The sequence below is a fragment of the Flavobacterium adhaerens genome (assembly GCF_040045115.1).
Classification (GTDB): Bacteria; Bacteroidota; Bacteroidia; order Flavobacteriales; family Flavobacteriaceae; genus Flavobacterium; species Flavobacterium adhaerens.
Genome location: NZ_JBDLZX010000010.1, coordinates 1 through 19,244, shown reverse-complemented (window position 1 = coordinate 19,244; position 19,244 = coordinate 1). Strand labels below are relative to the sequence as shown.

At 32.7% G+C, this 19,244-nt stretch carries 15 protein-coding genes, 1 tRNA gene and 1 pseudogene; 12 read left to right on the top strand and 5 right to left on the bottom strand.

Features of this window, described 5'->3' with window-relative positions; genetic code table 11:
* Positions 1-184: 184 nt before the first annotated feature.
* The 6 genes from lolA1 (at position 185) to ABEB18_RS13720 (ending at position 5,569) form a co-directional block, all read left to right on the top strand.
* Positions 185-850, top strand: coding sequence for an outer membrane lipoprotein periplasmic chaperone LolA1 (gene lolA1 / locus ABEB18_RS13745; protein ID WP_348799884.1), 666 nt, complete (start codon positions 185-187; stop codon positions 848-850).
* A 7-nt stretch (positions 851-857) separates the two neighbouring features.
* Positions 858-2,312, top strand: coding sequence for an LptF/LptG family permease (locus ABEB18_RS13740; protein ID WP_348799883.1), 1,455 nt, complete (start codon positions 858-860; stop codon positions 2,310-2,312).
* Between the two features lies 1 nt (position 2,313).
* On the top strand, positions 2,314-3,447 hold the full coding sequence (gene ribB, locus ABEB18_RS13735) for a 3,4-dihydroxy-2-butanone-4-phosphate synthase (protein ID WP_348799882.1): 1,134 nt from the start codon (positions 2,314-2,316) through the stop codon (positions 3,445-3,447).
* A 1-nt stretch (position 3,448) separates the two neighbouring features.
* On the top strand, positions 3,449-3,838 hold the full coding sequence (locus ABEB18_RS13730; RefSeq protein WP_348799881.1) for an acyl-CoA thioesterase: 390 nt from the start codon (positions 3,449-3,451) through the stop codon (positions 3,836-3,838).
* A 150-nt stretch (positions 3,839-3,988) separates the two neighbouring features.
* A tRNA-Ser gene (locus tag ABEB18_RS13725) sits at positions 3,989-4,076 on the top strand.
* A 260-nt stretch (positions 4,077-4,336) separates the two neighbouring features.
* Positions 4,337-5,569, top strand: coding sequence for a site-specific integrase (locus ABEB18_RS13720; RefSeq protein WP_348799880.1), 1,233 nt, complete (start codon positions 4,337-4,339; stop codon positions 5,567-5,569).
* 56 nt (positions 5,570-5,625) lie between these two features.
* Here the strand turns inward: ABEB18_RS13720 and ABEB18_RS13715 are convergent, their stop codons facing one another.
* From ABEB18_RS13715 to mobA, 3 genes are all read right to left on the bottom strand, one after another.
* Positions 5,626-5,910: a helix-turn-helix domain-containing protein gene (locus ABEB18_RS13715; protein ID WP_348799879.1), complete on the bottom strand. Its 285-nt coding sequence runs from the start codon at positions 5,908-5,910 to the stop codon at positions 5,626-5,628.
* A 44-nt stretch (positions 5,911-5,954) separates the two neighbouring features.
* Complete coding sequence (locus ABEB18_RS13710) at positions 5,955-6,380, bottom strand: hypothetical protein (protein WP_348799878.1); 426 nt, start codon at positions 6,378-6,380, stop codon at positions 5,955-5,957.
* A 244-nt stretch (positions 6,381-6,624) separates the two neighbouring features.
* Positions 6,625-7,056, bottom strand: a complete 432-nt coding sequence (gene mobA, locus ABEB18_RS13705; RefSeq protein ID WP_348799877.1) for a conjugal transfer protein MobA — start codon at positions 7,054-7,056, stop codon at positions 6,625-6,627.
* Between the two features lie 209 nt (positions 7,057-7,265).
* Here mobA and ABEB18_RS13700 point away from each other — a divergent pair, with 209 nt between their 5' ends.
* Together ABEB18_RS13700 and ABEB18_RS13695 are read left to right on the top strand one after the other, a co-directional pair.
* Positions 7,266-7,955 (top strand): nucleotidyl transferase AbiEii/AbiGii toxin family protein, encoded by a 690-nt coding sequence (locus ABEB18_RS13700; protein ID WP_348799876.1) that lies wholly within the window; start codon positions 7,266-7,268, stop codon positions 7,953-7,955.
* 47 nt (positions 7,956-8,002) lie between these two features.
* The gene (locus ABEB18_RS13695) at positions 8,003-8,314 is read left to right on the top strand and encodes a DUF6922 domain-containing protein (RefSeq protein ID WP_348799875.1); all 312 of its coding nucleotides are present in this window, start codon (positions 8,003-8,005) and stop codon (positions 8,312-8,314) included.
* Between the two features lie 836 nt (positions 8,315-9,150).
* Here ABEB18_RS13695 and ABEB18_RS13690 read toward each other — a convergent pair.
* Positions 9,151-9,492 carry a hypothetical protein gene (locus ABEB18_RS13690; RefSeq protein WP_348799874.1) on the bottom strand — a complete coding sequence of 114 codons (342 nt, stop codon included), beginning with the start codon at positions 9,490-9,492 and terminating at the stop codon, positions 9,151-9,153.
* A gap of 56 nt (positions 9,493-9,548) precedes the next feature.
* Positions 9,549-10,136, bottom strand: a complete 588-nt coding sequence (locus ABEB18_RS13685; RefSeq protein WP_348799873.1) for a hypothetical protein — start codon at positions 10,134-10,136, stop codon at positions 9,549-9,551.
* 503 nt (positions 10,137-10,639) lie between these two features.
* On the opposite strand from ABEB18_RS13685, the gene ABEB18_RS13680 reads away from it, so the two are divergent.
* From ABEB18_RS13680 to ABEB18_RS13665, 4 genes and pseudogenes are all read left to right on the top strand, one after another.
* A complete protein-coding gene (locus ABEB18_RS13680; RefSeq protein WP_348799872.1) occupies positions 10,640-10,813 on the top strand; it encodes a hypothetical protein in 174 nt (57 codons plus the stop codon).
* Between the two features lie 506 nt (positions 10,814-11,319).
* Positions 11,320-12,375: a helix-turn-helix transcriptional regulator gene (locus ABEB18_RS13675; RefSeq protein ID WP_348799871.1), complete on the top strand. Its 1,056-nt coding sequence runs from the start codon at positions 11,320-11,322 to the stop codon at positions 12,373-12,375.
* Between the two features lie 478 nt (positions 12,376-12,853).
* A complete protein-coding gene (locus ABEB18_RS13670) occupies positions 12,854-13,750 on the top strand; it encodes an IS982 family transposase (RefSeq protein WP_348799971.1) in 897 nt (298 codons plus the stop codon).
* 1,412 nt (positions 13,751-15,162) lie between these two features.
* A pseudogene (locus tag ABEB18_RS13665) lies at positions 15,163-19,244 on the top strand (hypothetical protein); the annotation flags it as partial.

The window sequence follows — 19,244 nt, the reverse complement described above, 5'->3', positions numbered from 1 at the left end:
ACTGTGATTTTAGATAAGGATTACTTGATGTGGATATTTTCTTTAGAATCGAATATATTTAAATCCACCATATAAAAGTAAAGGATAAAGTAAGTTATTCGCCTTTCATTTCAAATCCTTTTCAAACTAGCTTTACATTTTAGAATTTGCTAAACAAAATTAATCAAGGATAAAAAACAAAAAAATGATTTTTAAAAACAACATAAGAACAAAGTTTATATTAGGTTTTACATTGGTATTTTTTATTGGTTTTTCGGCACAAGCTCAGGATGCCAAAGCCAAAGCATTACTGGATAAAGTAACTGCTAAAATTAAAAGTTACAATAATATCGCTATCGATTTTAAATATTCTTTGAATAATGCAAAAGAGAATATCAATCAAGAAAGCAAAGGGAATGTTGTAATGAAAGGAAATCAATATGTTTTGAATTTGATGGGAGTTACCAAAATTTTCGACGGGAAGAAAACCTATACAATTGTTCCTGAAGATGAAGAAATAAGTGTTTCGACCGTAAATGAAAAAGATGAATCTGCTATCACACCATCAAAAATGTTGACTTTTTTTAACAAAGGATATAAATATTCAATGGATATTGTACAGAATGTTGGTGGCAAAAAAATTCAGTATGTCAAATTGATTCCTACTAATACAAAAGATCAAAGGAAAGAAATTTTGTTAGGAATTGATTCTAAAACAAATACAATTTACAATATCATTGAAATTGGAAAAAAGGGAACTAAAACAACTTTGACAGTGAATTCTTTTAAAACTAATCAAGCTTTACCAAAAAATCAATTTACCTTTGTCGCTAGTAAATACCCCAATTATTACATCAATAAATTAGACTAATTACTAGGTGAAAATTTTAGACCGTTACTTATTAAAAACTTTTTTAGGAACATTTGCTACGGTATTTGTAATCCTTTTTTTTGTGTTCATTCTGCAAACGGTTTGGCTGTTTATTGCCGAACTAGCTGGAAAAGATTTAGATTTTGTAATGGTGATAAAATTTTTAGCGTTTTCGCTACCTAGAATTGTACCGCTAGTTTTACCACTTTCTATATTATTGGCCTCTATAATGTCGTTTGGTGATTTATCAGAACATTATGAGTTTGCTGCCATGAAGTCTTCTGGTATTTCTTTGCAAAGAGCTATGCGTAGTTTGATAATTGCAATTGCAATTCTAAGCATAGTTGCTTTTTTGTTTGCAAATAATGTCATTCCGTATGCCGAATTTAGGTTTGTCAATTTCAGAAAAAATATTGCTCAAGCAAAACCTGCCTTAGCAATCGCCGAAGGTCAATTTAGTGATATTGGGATGTATAATATCAAAGTAAATAAAAAATCTGGCGAAAACGGAAATCATCTTACTGGAATTACAATTCACCAAAAATCTCAAAATGGGGATGGTGGTAAGACTGTTATTCGGGCAACAGATGGTGAACTGATTAGTAATGAAAAAACTAATCTTCTGCAATTGGTTCTAAATAAGGGAAATTACTATCAAGACATTGTTCCCAAAAAATATGAAGACCGAAATAAAATTCCTTTTGCAAAAAGTTCATTTAAAGTATATCGCATCAATATAGATTTGTCTAAATTGAATGCTGTTGACGAAAATAATGAGTCGGTTTCTAATACTAATAACATGCTTAATGTTAGTGATTTGAAATACACTTTGGATTCGTTGAAAAAAAATAGAGACAACGAAATTGTTGCATTTTCTGAAAGTATAGCTGCCAAAGCCCCCATTTTGAGTAATAATAATTCTAATGAACCTCAAAAAACCAAAAAGCCATTTGTAAAAAATATTCTCACTATTTATAACAATCAGGAAAAAGCAAGGGTTTTAAATACAGCGATAAGTAGTATTGAAAGTACAATATATACAGTTGATGCTTCAAAAACAGAATTAGACAATAAAAAGAAAAATATCAACAGTCACATCTTGTCATTGTATGATAAGTTTGTTATTGTTTATGCATGTTTTTTGATGTTTTTTATTGGAGCGCCTTTGGGAGCCATTATTCGTAAGGGTGGAGTAGGACTCCCTATTGTTTTTGCTGTTTTGATTTTTATTTCGTTTCACTTTATCAATACATTTGGGAAAAGAATTTCGCAAGAAGATGGTTTACCACCTTTTTTTGGTTCATGGATGTCATCATTAATTCTTACCCCATTGGCAATTTTATTAACATACCGTGCTACAAACGACATTGGGTTAATTAACATGGATGTATTACTTACGCCAATACAAAAGTTTTTTCAAAAAATAATTCAAAGAATAGTTCCATCTCAAAATAAAGAATAAAATGTCTGTCACAAAAATACAACTCAACACAATCGAAGAAGCAATAGAGGACATTCGACAAGGAAAAGTCATAATTGTTGTTGATGATGAAGACCGTGAAAATGAAGGAGATTTTTTGGCAGCAGCCGACAAAGTTACTCCAGAAATGATCAATTTTATGGCTACACACGGACGTGGATTAATTTGCGCACCCTTGACTGAAAGTCGCTGTAAAGAGCTTGATTTAAGAGCAATGGTTACAAACAATACAGATCATATGGAGACTGCTTTCACGGTTTCGATTGACTTAAAAGGGAATGGTGTGACCACAGGGATTTCGGCGGGAGATAGAGCTAAGACAATTTTAGCATTAGTTGACCCTAGTACTAAGCCACATGAATTAGCGCGTCCTGGACATATTTTTCCGTTGATTGCCAAACAAGGTGGCGTTTTAAGAAGAACTGGGCATACCGAAGCTGCAATTGATTTTGCAAGACTAGCAGGATTCAAACCTGCGGGGGTTATTGTTGAAATCATGAATGAAGACGGTTCAATGGCTCGTTTACCTCAATTAGTTGAAGTTGCTAAGAAATTTGATTTAAAATTAGTTTCAATAGAGGACTTGGTTGCGTATAGAATGCAACATGATAGTTTAATTATAAAAAAAGAAGACTTTGATATTGAAACTCGTTTCGGGATTTTTAGATTGAGAGCATACGAACAAACCACGAATAAGCAAATCCATATCGCTTTGACTAAAGGAACATGGAACTTGGGAGAGCCTATTTTAACACGTATTCATTCTTCACAGGTTAATAATGATTTATTAGGAACACTTACCAATAATGTAGATCAGCAATTGGATGATATGTTTAAAATAATTAATGAAGACGGAAAAGGAGCAGTGATTTTTATTAATCAGGATATGACAGCGGTTAATATGCTAAGCAGAATTAGTGAGTTGAAAGCGCTACAATCACAAGGAACGATGAAAGCTCCAAAAGTTGTGATTGATACCAAAGATTATGGAATTGGAGCCCAAATTTTGCACGACATTGATATTTCAAAAATTCGTTTGGTTTCGAACACTCAACAATCAAAACGTGTTGGGATGATTGGTTATGGTCTTGAAATTACCGAATACGTTAGATACTAAAATGGAAAACTTAGAAGAAAAAATAGAAAAATCAGAAACACGCATTTTTAAAGCTGTTTTCCCGAGTACCACAAATCATTATGATACCTTATTTGGTGGTACAGCACTTCACCTCATGGATGAAGTTGCTTTTATTTGTGCCACACGCTTTAGTCGCAAAAAAATGGTGACTATTGCCACTGGCGAAATAAATTTTAAAAATGCCATACCTGCCGGAACACTTATCGAATTAATTGCAAAAGTTATAAGTGTAGGAAGAACGAGTTGTAAAATTCAAGTTGATATTTTTATGGAACAGATGTACTCAGAACAGCGTGAAAGTGTTGTTGCTGGTACTTTTTCGTTTGTTGCAGTCGATGACAACAAAAAACCAATTCCAATTTTTGAATAATTATTAAAGAAAAAAAAACAACAGATACTGATTATTAATTACTTAAATAATATATCGAAATAATTTGTAAAAAAATTAAAAAAAAGTTTTTTATAATCGAAAAAGCATATTACATTTGCACTCGCAATTAGAAAATGATAGCGATATACTGGAGAAATGGCAGAGCGGTCGAATGCGGCAGTCTTGAAAACTGTTGACTGTAACAGGTCCGGGGGTTCGAATCCCTCTTTCTCCGCCAGTAGGAGTTTCAAAAGAAACTTTAAAAGTCAAAAGCCTTTAAACACTAGTGTTTAAAGGCTTTTTCATTTTTGGCAACCTTTCAAAAAGCACATACTTTATCAAAGAACGGTAACCCTATTGGTAACCCTAATTATTTTTGAGTTTTAAATCAAAAATAGGGTTACTAAAAATTGAGAATTCCCCGGGAATTCCCTGCTACCTCTAGGCTCTATCAAAATTTTTAAATCAATTTGAATATTAATTTAAAAACTAGATACCATGTTAAAAGTAATTTTTTTTCTCAAATCAAGCACCGTTGACAAAAATGGCGAATTAACAATATTTGCCCGTCTGTCACTCAACAAGCAAAGAATTTCAATCAGTACAGGAAAATCTATCTCAAAAGATAGATGGATTTTTACGAACAACCTTAGAAATGTTTTAAAACTTGAAAAAGAAAAAGTGATTAAAAGTTCTCTTGATCTTTTCCAACTCAATGCCGAAAAAAAATTCAATGAACTCTTCAGAATTGATTCTGAGGTATCATTAGAATTATTAAAAGAAGAGCTCAGCGGTAAAACAAATGCAAAGAAAAACGGCAACACAAATCAGACCACCATCATTGAGATTCTTGACAAATACAATAAGTATTTCAGAAGAAAGGTTGCCGCTGGTGAGCGCTCCAGCGCTTCTCTTCAAAAATACGAGCGTTCTAAAGAGCTTCTTTTGAATTTTATGAAGAAGAACTATGGAACCAATGATATGCCTGCTTTGGAAATATCAAGTTCGTTTGTTTATAAGCTGGAAGAATTTCTAAAATACGAAAGCAATTTTAAGGGTAAAATAGGGATTAAGAATAATTCTGTAGTCAAGTATATGAAAATGTACAAAACAGCTTGTAATTACAGTATTAAAATGGACTTAATCATCAAAAACCCTTTTCAAATCTACGACGGTAAATTAAGTATTAAAGATGCCGTGTTTCTGACTCAGCAAGAACTCGATACGATAGAGAATAAAATATTTTCGGTAAATCGCTTAGAAAAAGTAAAAGACATCTTTCTTTTTTCTTGTTACACTGGCTATGCGCCTGTTGATGCCATGGATCTTTCACTTGGCAACCTTTTCGAAGACAATAATGGCAATCTTTGGATTATGACCAGCAGGGCTAAAACCGCAATAAGAGCAAACGTTCCTGTACTTCCTTCGACTTTAAAAATTATCAATAAATATAAAAATCAACAGCAAGGATTAATTCCTCAGATATCCAATCAAAAAATGAATGCCTATCTAAAGGAAATTGCTGATGTCTGTGGTATTACCAAACATCTAACGTGGTATGTCGCCAGACATACTTTCGCTACTACCGTGACCTTAGGGAACGGTATGAGAATCGAGAATGTTTCATCCATGATGGGACACACCAATATTAAGCAGACCCAGCATTATGCAAAAGTTTTAGATGTAAATATTATGGAAGATATGGAGAAACTGAAATTAAAATACAAGTAAAATACATAACTAAAAAAGGCTCCAAATTATGGAGCCTTTTGCTTTACAGTTTTTCTTTAACTATTATTTTCATGAAGAATTTTTTCGATTTTTACCGCATCGTACAAAAATATATCACCGAGTTTAGTAAATGGCAGAATTCCTGTCTGCCTGTATTTTATAATAGTATTGCTAGACAATCCAAATATCTTTTTTAAATCTTCATTTCTGTAATATACAGGTATCACGCCTTTACCCTGTCCGCTGATTTTTGAATCAATTGTTTCCAGCCTCACCAGTACAGGCTCTATTAATTGTTTTACTCTCATTACAAAAGAGAGTTTTCTTTCTTTTTTTGTCATAACTAAAGATTTAAATTTTGACACTAAACTATTTTTACAAGCTCTTACCAACTCTGAAGTCTTCTTTTTCTTTCCTGCATTTTTGTAATGAGTTCTTCTAAAAATGTAATCTGCTTCTCTTTATAGGTATAACCTTTGCATTCGGAGAATTGTCTACTGATCGACTTAATTTTCGACTGCCCGCCCTCATCGCCAGCATATGTAAAATTATTTTCGAGAAAAAACTGAAACTTACTTCTATTATTTTTTTCATCTGCATTGTCAAAAAACAATAGACCTTCATCCATTAAGAAATAAAAGAGCTGAGCGAAGTCAATTTTATTGTAACAGGATTTACATTTTTCTTTTGAAAAAACAGATTGCACTTTGTTGTCCATGTCAGTTTCGCTGACTAGATTTTCTAATAATCGTAACCTTTCGTCAAATTTCAATATAACATTAAAGAACTCTATTTGCTTACCCCTTTTCATCGCTTCTAAAATTTAGTCATCATTCTAAAAATATGAACTGTATCGTTTATTTGTATTCCTTGTCAGGGCATACAAAAGATTTCTACACTAATGCCAAATAGCATCGATGTAATTAAGACACCAATCTCATTACAGTAGTAAAGCGAATTTAAAAAGTAAAAGTATATCTCAGCTTCTTATTGTTTTCAAAGGAATATAATGACTTTATTTGGCATTGTTAGAAAATATAAAACATTGGCAATTCCTATTTTTTCAGGTGCTTTTCCTCAAATTCCTCTGTGAGCTGTATGATTTTTTTGGACAGAACAGCAAATTCCGCAGTCTGCTTTTCCAATTTGTATAGATATGCCAAAGCTTTCTTTTCGGAAAAATTACGGTGCAAAATCTTGACAACCTGATTGTAATTTACCCCAACAGCCCTAAACTGGCTGTAAAAAGAGGTTAGGCGCATATAATAATCCATTGTCGCTTTATCGATCTTAACTGTTTTTATTCCTTTTTGAAAAACACACGCTGTAATAAAGTGCGCCATTACATGCATTCCTGATATTTCAAAAAGAGTCAGAAAACGGGCATTTTCTTCTGCAGTAAGACTGATAGAATAACGATGAACAGCGGGATCTATTTTGGAAGGTCTGCCTCCTTTATGCGGGTTCTTTGTTTCTTCATTTTCCATGACTTCTTATTTTAATTACTTAAAAACTAATATATCTTATAATCAGTACTTACACTCTAATTTGGAAGTACTTGGAAGCATTTGGCTTATTTGTGCCTGACCCAGTCTTCAACCTGTAGGATTGGACATTTGCTGTCAAGTAAAGCCATCACTAGACACTTTAAAAGAGTAGGCCTTTTTCAGGATTAATTTTCTGAAAACATGAAATTATGCTCCACAAAGAAACAGTTACCGAGGAGATGTGGGAACTTCTCCAAAGGCTTATGAAAGACGAAAAACTAAAAGAACATATATTGGTCGGAGGTACGGCGCTAGCCTTACGATTGGGACACCGCTTATCGGTGGATATAGATCTTTTTACAACAAAAAATTTTAATTCGCAGATGATGCTCAAATATCTGCATGACACTTACGCTGTAAATGAAAAGGAAAGCCAGTTCTTCCCGAACACCGTTCTTACCTACATCGATGATGTAAAAGTTGATATTGTTACACACAATTACCCTCTTCTGAATTCTGTAGAAACAGCTGAAGGAGTCCGCATGATTTCCAATGAAGATATTGGAGCAATGAAACTCCATGCGATTCATCAGAGCGGAGACAGGTGTAAGGATTTTGTCGATATGTACTTTATGCTTGAACGAGAACCATTGAAGTTCTACCTTCAAGCCTATCAGAGAAAATATGACAAAGATCCGTACTGGGCTTCCATAGGGCTGAATACATATGACAAGATTACTACCTTTGAAGGCGTAGATATGCTGAAAGAAAAAGAGCAAAACTGGAAAAATATCCAAAAACGGCTGGAACTGGCAGTAAAAAATCCTTTGTATAAATTTAAATCAGAAAGCCAGGATTTACCCATTAATCCCAACAAAAAGAGAGGATTTCGCAGGTAATTCAGTAAAAAATGCTTATATTTGATACTAATCCATTTAAAAAAATAATGAAGCCATTAATCAAACATATACCTAATCTTCACCCTAAATTCTTCTGGGATTTTAGATTCGACAGTATTGACTGGGATGGAGGATATAAAATGGTAATTGCCCGTATTGTTGAGCGTGGAGGTCAGGATCAAATTGACGAAATCGTGCGTTTTTATGGTCGTGAAAAAGTGATAAAGGCTGTCCGTGACGAGATTTTCTTTCTTCCCAACTATGCCATTGAGAATGCTCTTAAATTCTTTCCCGAACTAAAAAAGGAAGAGATGTATTGCTATCTGAACCGCAAAGACAAACCCTATCACTGGATTTAGTTCTGCCTCTTAAATTTATTAAACACGAGATTCTTTTTACTTTATATTTTTCCGAAGAAATAAAAAAGAAAACGAAGGTATGACAGGCTGTTCTCAGTCTGGCAAAAAGACTTCGGCATAATGCCTTGCTCGTACCTCACAAGCCACCCTTCGGGACTTATTCCGATTCCTTTTGGCCTGACTGCATCCTGTCTTGTGAAATTGCTTTCTTTTTCTTTTTTTCGGTTTTTCTGTTTTCTTTTGAAAATATTTTGTGTTTTTACATATGTACATAACACTGTATTTACTTATTTATACAGAGAAGTATTTATGTATATATGCAAAACTGTAAAAACATAAAAGCGCATGTACGTAAATACTCATTTGCAGTTTTACATGTGCAATTGCTTATACTATTATTTATGGCTTTATATCTGGCCAGCCAGAAATACATCTGGGCACAAATACGCATGAGCAGGCGTGCATAAATATGTAAATTACACTGTACAGATTTATATACTTTGACTTCGATCAAAAAATTGTCATTGTGATTACTGGAATTTACCGTGACAAAATTATATATGACGGGACTTTTAAAAGCAATATCTATATGACCTTGCCACAACTAATTTTGAACCTTTAGCACAATCATGAAATTCAAAAATACGGACAAAATAAAAAAAGGGCATCAAGCCCTTTCAATTAAAACCTTTTGTAAAAAAGTTGTCGCGGGACAACGGCAAGTTGTGTTTTGAGATGCTTGAAATGAATTCAGCATCTCAAAACAACTTGCCCTTGCAGGGGGCGGAAAACGTCTCCAAAGTCGCCGTTTTATTAAAATTACAATTGGAAACAGGTTAATTGGAATCACTCTTCTTTTTTTCATCTAAATGTTTTAGGTAAAGCATATCCAATAATTCCGCTTCTTCCAATGGGATCAGCATTTCTATTATTCTCAAAAGACTTCCAACATATCGTTCAGTATGTTTAGCACTCTCAATACTGACTTCAATGCCGTCTAAAGCAAATTTTGCTGTTTTAAGCAAATCCATAATCATACAAAACTGGTCTCTATATCCTTGCACATTTATTTCAATAATGTGGATATCATTTCTTGTTTCTAATGCTGGCTTGAGCAATACAAAATAATGCTCTGGGTTCTCTATGAACTCATTTAATTTGATTTTATCTTTTTCCATAATCTTTATTTTTAAATCAATTAATCATTTATCTAGTGGACTGTTTGAAGTTTTGATTATGTCGTGTTTTTGAAGTTTTTATCAGGACTGTTGAAATAAGTGTAGACCGATTCTAAAAATAGCCTCATTAACGCAAACCATGTCATCTGATCAATATGCTCATTCAGTTCAGGATCGTTTTCCAGCTCTATTGCGCTTTCTAAATCAAATTTTAAGTCTTGAATGCTCTGCTGAAAATTTTTGTAATAGTCTGCTCCGACAACTGTTATAACAACAAAGAGCAGTTCATGTACAAACTGGGAGCAGGTAATGGATTTTAAAATATACCTGAGACTATCAAATCGCTTATCAGCTGGATTTGGATTTTCTTTCAGTTCATAACAAAAATGTAGCAGTAATTGTAAGCACGACAGCAGTCCTGCCGTCTTGACGTCCTGCATCTCCGCATCAATGATTTCAATATCACCTGAAAGCAATTCTTCCAAATCGTATTCCTGCAAAAGGTCGGGATATCTGTCAAGCAATAAATCGAGCTTGGGATTTTTCAATTTACCCAGAAGTTCAGAAATCCCGCTTTCGAGATTCTTATTTGAATGCTGCAAAAGCATATGCAATGCTGTTTTTGCTTGTGCTGTTGATTTCACAAGTGTTTTTTCCTTTTTAACAATGAGATTGAATCCAATCCGGTAACATGCAAAAAATGCATACCTTATATTTTTATGTCCACCTCAATGAGTCCTGAACACGTTATTAAATCTTATAACTGCTATGTTCATGACTTCTTTAAAAAAGAAGAAAAATTTGACGATTATAAAAAGACTATTTGTAATATTATGGAATACTGGTTCACAAGTCTTACACCTTCTAATACTTTGTAATAAAATCAAGTGAAATCGAAAGTTTTTTCAAATCTTGTATAAAATGGTTCGTAAGGATCACGATTTGCATAATATTATGGAGGGCGATAAGAACTTCGAATCTGCATGCTAGACATCATTTAAAATCTTTAAAGCATCTAACAGACGGTTCGAATTCTGCCCCATCAAGTCCCAATCATTACATTGATATTGCTGTTAAAAATGTTTCAGGAAAAAATATTACTGTAGAAAATCCGGGTGGTTTTGCTATTCCTTTTGATATCAGTATTTTGTATACTGATGATTCAAAAGAAACCTTGCATCAAAATCCTGCTATTTGGGAGAAAAATGAAAAGACAGCTGTAGTAATTTTAAAGGGTAAGAAACCAATCAGACAAATTACACTTGATGGGGGGATTTTTATGGATGCAACACCATTAAATAATAAATGGTCTGCCAAGTAAATAAAATTTGAAGTAATTTAGAACCGTCTAATAATGATTGGGCGGTTTTTTATTTTTATAATGATGATAAAATCAATTAAAGCATCAGATGCCTAGGAAATAAGGCACAAAGTAATGTGGTCAGATCAGCCTTTTGAATTTGTTAAATTGAAGGAAGATAAACAAGGTTTGCATTTTGGTTTTTTTATAGATAAAAAGTTGGATTTATTGTTATTTAAATGAGTTTTGCTTTTTTTTTAATAAAGATGGATGTAGTTGAGCTTTCTGGTGTCATTTTTCTCATCCTCGTTTCCTTTTATGCTAACTATTTGGTTGATGTTGTTATTTTTTTTGTACTGTATAAAAAAAACATAAAATAATTATTATGAATTGAAAAGTGATTAAATAGTATGGATATGTTTGATTTTTTTAGATTTATTAATCGTTTTATTGATATTTTTGCCTTATTAATTTTTGATGTATTGATTTTATGTTTGTGAAATTAACTTTTATCAATTTTAGATTTTATGACTTTAGATAATTGGCCAAAATATATTCAGAAGTATCTTTTTCTTCTTAAAGATGATTTTTTTAAACTTCCTTATTTATTTAATTCTCCAAAAATAATGCTGGAGAGTATCTTAAAACTTCCAATAACGAATCATACTCCTTTAAAACAACTTATTTCTTTCAATACTGCTCTTTGTAAAGCAAAGATGTATTATCGTGAAATTGAGGATGGTTTTTGGATTTTGGAAGTGGATATGAGTGTTAAGGAAAATATTGTTACTAAATCTCGTTATGATAAGAATGAATTAAGTGAGTATTACTTGCTTACATTCTCAGTATTTGAGTACAAGTTTTCTTTTAAAGATAGTCAAGAGATATTACTTTTAAGTACTTGCTGGACTTTCAGTAAGCCAGAAACCGAAGTGTCTAGTTATTTTTACAAAGGAACAACTGGTAAATTCTTTAGTTTTGCTATTAGAAAAGATTGGGTTGATAAAAATTTTTCCTCTAAAAAATTCCAACACAGAAAGGCTATCAGGAACTTTTTAAATGCTAAAAAAGGGTCTTATACTTGGTTAGACATTGCACCGCAGGCACATAATATAGCGAAAGAGATTTCGATAATTTTGAAAAATGTGGATGATATACAATCTGACAGGGCGAGATTGAAGAAGAAATGCATCAACTTAATGGCTGATTTTTTTGATAACTCTTTTGAAGACAACCGTATTTTAGATAATATCTCCTTGACCAATTTAGACTATCATAATGTTGCCAAGGCAGAAAAAATTATTTTGCATAATCTGCAACTGCCTTTTATCGGTATCGAATCCATTGCGAAGGAAGTTAATACATCTCCTACAAAAATAAAATCAAATTTTAAAGTAGTTTTTGGATTCTCTATGCTGCAATATCATAAAGAGAAAAATATGCTTTTGGCTATGCAATTAATTCGAAATTCAAATATCCATATTCAAGATATTGCTGTAGTTACGGGTTATGATTCTGCAGGTCGATTTGCTTCAAATTTCAGAAAACGTTTTGGAAAACTGCCTTCTGAGGTTCGTTTATGACTTTTGAAAATATTTTTTTTCAAAAAAAGATCATGCAGTATTTTTTTATTTATGATTTATAAAAGTTAATTATCTCAATTATAGTGTTTTGCAAAATTCGGCAATTGATTAAAATAATTATTTTCTTTCAAATAAATACCTGTGTTTATTCATGTTAATTATGTCCGAATTGACTATCCACAGCTTTTTTTTTCTTTTATTTTCGTTATCGAAATAAATGAATTATCAGGAATAAAAAAAGTATACCTGTAGTATTCTAGTTCTAGCTGTTTTTTTTTCGGCTTCATTTCAAATTTTTTAAGGTCAGCTTTAATTCATGTTATACATTGAGTTTTATTATAAAATTTCAAGTGATAGCATTGGTTTTAGTTTTTGACCTGAACTCGATTAATAATTTAGGTTGAAAATATTGCACAAAAAGGCAAAATTCAGTATATTTAAATCTCTGACAATTAAATATTTAACTAAATTCTACCTTATGATTTGTTTCGATAAAATTACTGATATTTTTTCTATTGTTGATGAATTTTGTAAAGATTTTGACAAAACTACACAGCCTTTTCTGCTAGGAAAGCCTTCTAAACGTCCTTCAATTATGTCTAAATCCGAAGTAATTACAATTTATTTACTTTTCCATTTAAGTGGTTTTCGTTGTTTCAAGCACTATTATATTTTTTATGTTCAAAAGCATATGCAAAATGAGTTTCCAAATACAGTTTCTTATAATCGTTTTTTAGAGCTGATGCAAAGTGTTCTTTTGCCAACGACTATTTTTGCAAAAACTTGTTGTTTAGGAAATTGCACAGGAATTTCATTTGTTGACTCAACACCAATAAGAATTTGTAAAAACAAACGAATCAGCAGAAACAAAGTTTTCAAAGGCACTGCCACTACAGGAAAATCTACAATGGGCTGGTTTCATGGGTTTAAATTACATATCATTATTAATGATAAAGGAGAATTATTAAGCTTTGCTGTAACCCAGGCTAATGTTGATGATAGAGAACCATTGAAAAACGAAGGTTTTTTGAATGCAGTCTTTGGAAAGTTATTTGGGGATAAAGGATATATAAGCGAAAAACTTTCTCAATTATTATTTGTTGATGGAATCCAGTTAATTACAAGCATTCGTAATAATATGAAAAATAGTTTGATGGAAATGAGTGATAAAATTTTACTTCGTAAACGCTCTATAATCGAAACAGTTAATGATGAACTTAAAAATATCTGCCAAGTTGAACATTCTAGACATCGTTCATTTACTAACTTTTTGACAAATCTTATTGCTGGAATAATTGCTTATAATTTTCTACCTAAAAAACCTTCTTTAAAATACGAAACAATTAAATCTAACCAATTAGCTGTCTTTTATTAATCGAGCTCAGGTTTTTAATGAAAAATGGAGGTGGTCATTTTGCTCCGGAATTAGGTGGTCATTTTGAATTGGAATCAGGTGGTCACTTTAAATTGGAATTGGGTGGTCAATATCACTGGAATTTGCAGTAGATGCGGCAAAACCACTGAGAACCCATTTATCGACACTTTTTTGTAATTTGTCTATATATATTGTATACCTGACGAATAAAGTAATATTTTTGTCAATTATAAAGATAAATTTGATGTGAATAAGGATGTAACTTATTAGTTAATTCAAGTTGCCAGTTTAGGTGTGTTAAAAAAAAGAGTTTTAATCCCTTGGGTGTAAATATTAATAGTGAAAAAAAACTGATTAAATATTTGTCAAGATGTTGAATTTTAGTATATTTAACTCATCAAACAAGCCAATATCTATCTCAATTTGATTAAAAAAATATTTTAGAGTTTTAGAAGTTATAAGTTCTTTGAATTGTAAATTAGGTAATAAATCAGATGTAAGTAAAAAAAATGATTTAGAATTAGTTTAACGCCTGAATTTGTGGTTATTGATAGTGAAAAAACTTTATTTATAGAGATTAATAAGCAACAAATACCTAGCTTTATTGAGCTGAAGGCATTTAATAAAAGAAGACGAATTTTTTGTTTTTATTTTTAGAATAAGTAAGACCAAAATTAGCATCTCGGTTTTAGAATTTTAAGATTATTTTATCGTTGCTAATATACCGTTCGAGATTTGAAAATTTGCACGTCATGGGGAGAATTAAAATATTAAAAAATGATTTTGAAACAGATCCTCCAAATGGGTTATGTGCTTCTCAAAACAACTGGTTTTATTGATAAAAACTCTATGGAGTTTGTTTTATAGATAGAAATTTCAATTCATTAGAAATTAGAAAAGTAGAAGTTTATTATGTTTATTTTTTGAAAAACATAAAGAAAAGAATGTCTTATTGTGTGTTATTGAGGTATTAATGTAGTTTATCGGGTAAAATCGCTTTTAATCTACTTTGTGTTACATTATTAGTGATTTTTTTAAATATATTTTATATTTGCCATATTTAAAAAAAAAAAACCGTTAACAAGATTTTAAAGTTGTACAATATATAGTGGGGTTTTTAACTGCTTATAAAATTTTATTTGTGAATACAATTGTAATTTTTATTTATAAAAAACAATAAAAATCATCTTGTACTGAATATTTTAAAAATAAAGAATATTAATAACTTAATCGAATAGTCCACGATTTGTCTCATTTTCTTTTTTTTAATATTTACTTATCTATTAAAGTTAAAAATATTTTTAATTAGGAATAAGTGAAAACACAATAATACGCTTTTTTGATTTAAAAAGCGAATCTGTTTAGGATTTATTTTTGTTACAAAGAAACATTTATAATATAATTTTATAATTATGATAGTTAAAACTACACAATTTATTTCTGGAGGATTTCAATACTTTCTTAAGATTAAATCAATACAATTTGGATTATTTTTTTTCTTAACTATTTTCTCCTTTGTAAAAACATATGCTCAAACAACTTTGTTTTTTGAGGATTTTGGTCAATCGACTGTTAGAATTCCCTCGCCTTATGTTCCTGTTGGGCCAGGTAATTTTATTTTTGCCGATATGAATACCCCAAATAACCCTGCAACTGCGCAAGACGAAACGTATCTTGCTAGAGATTTGGAAAACAATCATTATGCAGTTGTTGCTCCACCAAATATTTATAACTCCTATATACCAGTTTATCAAATTTGGAATACTACAATGCAAGATCATACGCCTAGTGATACTAACGGTGCAGTAATGGTCGTTAATGCTGGAACTACAAGGAATGCTTTTTACAAAAGGAGTATTCCTCTCCAAGCAAATAAATATTATAGACTCTCGCTGTGGATTTATGAGGTAAACGCAAACAGTAATATTAAATTAAATTTTTTACTGCCATCTGGTGAAACAGTTATTGGTAGTTTTGATTCAGGTAATATTGGACCTGCCAATAATGGAAACGGTAATGGTGGTTGGGTTCAATATACAGCAGTTTTTATGTTCCCAACTCCTCCTTGTGTTTCCGCATCTAATTATTACGTTTCCTTGGTCAACGAAATGAGTAATAATTCGGGTAATGATTTTTATTTGGATGATATTTTATTAGAAGAACTAGATACTTACAGTGGAATGCCAGCTGCAGTAGCATTCAATTGCTCAATTCAAGACCCTACTGCAAATGATGATATTCTTACCAATCAGCCTTCAGGAGTAGTAACTGTGCCTGTATTGTCAAATGATTTTTTGGCTAGTGGTGCTAGCGCAACAGCGGCGGGGGTAACTTTTGAGTTATTTGGAATTAAGAGTTTAACATCCTATACAGTTGCCGGAGAGGGAACTTGGCAATATACATCAGGTAATCTTACTTTTACACCTGCGGCAGGATTTGTAGGAAATCCAACTCCTATAACCTATACTATAACAGATAATGCAACTGGAGGTAAAGAAAGAGCTACTGTAACAATACAGTATGCTGGAACACCTACAGCAATTTCAGATACTGGGTCTGGACTTCAGGGCAATCCAATAGCGGTTTCGATTTTAAGTAACGATTATTTAAATGGGGGAGCACAAGCAACTACTACAAACACCACTGTAGAACTATATGATACTTATGGATCAAGAGTTACTGGAAATAGTTTTACAGTACCAGGACAAGGGACATGGTCCTATAACACATCTTCAGGACAACTTACGTTTGCTCCACTAGCGGGTTTTTCAGCAAATCCTACTCCTATTCAATACACTATAACTGATGCAAGTGGAAGTGCAAATAATGGTAGAGTTTCTGAAAAAGCAACAGTAACATTTACTACCTTACCTTGTACAGGCCCAGATACCGATAGTGACGGAATTAGAAATATTTGTGATTCAGATGATGATAATGACGGTATTTTGGATACTGTTGAGGGAATAGTAGATACCGATAGTGATGGAATTATAGACTCACTTGACTTAGACTCAGACAATGACGGTATTTATGATATACTAGAGGCGGGAGCAGCAGATATAGACAACAATGGATTAGCTGATAATTTGACAGATTCAAATGCTAATGGAGTGCCCGATATCTATGATGCAAGTTGTTTAAGTGATGCTTATGCCACTACTGTTTCTGGTTCAAATGTTACAAATCCTGCAAATGCCATAGGGGCTCCTTTAAGTTCTGATTTTGCTCTTTCTGCTTCATGGACAAATAATTTCAATTTCTTATTAGGCTTTGGAAGTGTAATACCAGCTGGAACAGTGATTACGGTCTATGCTTCGGATAATTGTGGATGGACTAATTATGATATGAGTCTATATGAGTCTGATGCATCAAGTACGCAAGGTACACTTATAGGTACTCGAACAGGTATTGCTGGATCGTCAATGCAGACATATACTTATACATTAGCAAATTCCGAAGACTATATTTTGATTAAATCTACAACAGGTTCATGTGGTCTTAGGATTTATGGTGTTTCTTATCAAAAATCTTGTGGCACAACAATTATACCTATAGCTACTACTGCGGGAACGTATAATTATAAAAACACAGACTCTGATGGGGATGGTTGTAGCGATGCCAAAGAGGCTGGTTTTACAGATGCTAGCCCTGCTGATGGCAAAGTAGATGGGACAGGTGTTTCTTCTACCGGAGCAGTTACAGGCTATGCAACTGCTTATACAGGTACAAATTCTGCTGTAACAAATAGTGCTGTAAATTCGGCTTGTCCACCTACTTGTTCTTTAACAAATCCGGGTACTTTGGCAGGGACTTGTACTGGTTCAAATGATTTACAATTTACTTTAAACCTATCAGGTTCCAATACTGGAGCAACATATACGATGTCTGGTGCAACACCTACAACTGGTTCTTATGGTGTAGCAACTGTTTTTACAATTGCTAATGGAGCTGATGGTTCAAATAAAACTGTGACAGTAACTGATGTAACATCCCCTTCATGTACTTTAACGTTGACTGTTTCAGGAGCGGCTGCTTGTGTTTTTATAAATGATTCTGATAATGACACTTTAGAGGATTTGACAGATCTTGACAGTGATAATGATGGTATTTTAGATTCAGTAGAGTTAAGATGTGATTATATTCCTGGAGTTTATAATTTCACAAGTGGTTCTGGCGCCAATAGAAATCAATTTTTGATTTTTGATTGGAACGGTGTTTCTTTGACTAACATAGGAGATAGTGCTACATCTAGTAAGACTGTTAATGGAATAACATATACTGCCATCGCTACAGTTGTCAATAGAGTGGGTGGGGCTTTAACCCCGATTACAGGAAATATAATTAACACTTTTCCAGCAGGAGGAAATCAAATGTTTTGGAGATATTCTAATTTTGGAAACACTGCCGCAGATGACTTAGCAGGTATTCTTTTATTTAGACTTAGCAATCAGCTTGTTGGTCCATTTACATATTCAGTCGGTAACAGGTTAGAAATTAAATTTGATATTACTGCTACTAAAGGGGGGATAAATCAAATTTTTGATGCTTTTGCTTTCGATGGTGAATCAACTACTGCAGCAGAGAAAGGAGTTTATACTACAAATTCATCTAATTGGAGTCTTATTGAAAATTTAGGAGCTATTCCAACAGCAACTGAAGCAAGTATTACCGGAAATCAATTAATTTATGATAATACTCAAACCAATTCTAGATCATTATTTGCTTACACTAGAGGTAAAAATATTTCTATAACAGGTGTTTATGAAAATGAGGCCACTAATGCAAGAACCCAAGCAATGGGTGTAGGTGTTTATTTGTATTGTGACTCTGATAATGATGGTTCGTTTAATTATTTAGATTTAGATTCCGATAATGACGGATGTTCAGATTCAAATGAATATTATAATTCAGCAACAGCTGATGGTAATGATGGAGGCGGTTTTGGAATAGGTACTCCAACAGTAGATAGCACAGGATTAGTAACAGGGCCAGTTGCTGCTGCCTATTCTGGGGATTATTCAAATGCTTTAATTCTAGGTACTGCAAGCACAATAGATACACAACCTATAGATACATCAATTCTTGCAGGCACTAATACAACCTTTTCGGCAGCAGTTTCAGGAGGTTCGGGAGTTACACAACACCAATGGCAAGTTAGTACAGATAATGGAACTTCTTGGACAAATATTACAAATGCAGGTGTTTATTCTAATGCTACAACTGCAACTTTAACCATTACTGCAGCAACCGCAGCAATTAATGGTTACGATTACAGAGATGTAATTACCGAAAGTAATTTTGTTTGTGGAACGATAACTTCTACAAGTGCTAATTTAATAGTACTTGACGATGCACCATTAGCTGCAAACGACACGCCATCCGACGTAAACGAAGACAGCGGATTAACGAACATCGCAGTATTAGGAAATGACAGTTTTGGCGGAGACGGACCAAGCACGGGCAGTATCACGGTAACTCCGATCTCAGCATTAGT

Coding starts and splice junctions, on each gene's coding strand:
- lolA1 (WP_348799884.1), top strand. CDS start 185: ATGATTTTTAAAAACAACATAAGAACAAAGTTTATATTAGGTTTTACA.
- ribB (WP_348799882.1), top strand. CDS start 2,314: ATGTCTGTCACAAAAATACAACTCAACACAATCGAAGAAGCAATAGAG.
- ABEB18_RS13730 (WP_348799881.1), top strand. CDS start 3,449: ATGGAAAACTTAGAAGAAAAAATAGAAAAATCAGAAACACGCATTTTT.
- ABEB18_RS13720 (WP_348799880.1), top strand. CDS start 4,337: ATGTTAAAAGTAATTTTTTTTCTCAAATCAAGCACCGTTGACAAAAAT.
- ABEB18_RS13715 (WP_348799879.1), bottom strand. CDS start 5,910: ATGACAAAAAAAGAAAGAAAACTCTCTTTTGTAATGAGAGTAAAACAA.
- ABEB18_RS13710 (WP_348799878.1), bottom strand. CDS start 6,380: ATGAAAAGGGGTAAGCAAATAGAGTTCTTTAATGTTATATTGAAATTT.
- mobA (WP_348799877.1), bottom strand. CDS start 7,056: ATGGAAAATGAAGAAACAAAGAACCCGCATAAAGGAGGCAGACCTTCC.
- ABEB18_RS13700 (WP_348799876.1), top strand. CDS start 7,266: ATGCTCCACAAAGAAACAGTTACCGAGGAGATGTGGGAACTTCTCCAA.
- ABEB18_RS13695 (WP_348799875.1), top strand. CDS start 8,003: ATGAAGCCATTAATCAAACATATACCTAATCTTCACCCTAAATTCTTC.
- ABEB18_RS13690 (WP_348799874.1), bottom strand. CDS start 9,492: ATGGAAAAAGATAAAATCAAATTAAATGAGTTCATAGAGAACCCAGAG.
- ABEB18_RS13675 (WP_348799871.1), top strand. CDS start 11,320: ATGACTTTAGATAATTGGCCAAAATATATTCAGAAGTATCTTTTTCTT.
- ABEB18_RS13670 (WP_348799971.1), top strand. CDS start 12,854: ATGATTTGTTTCGATAAAATTACTGATATTTTTTCTATTGTTGATGAA.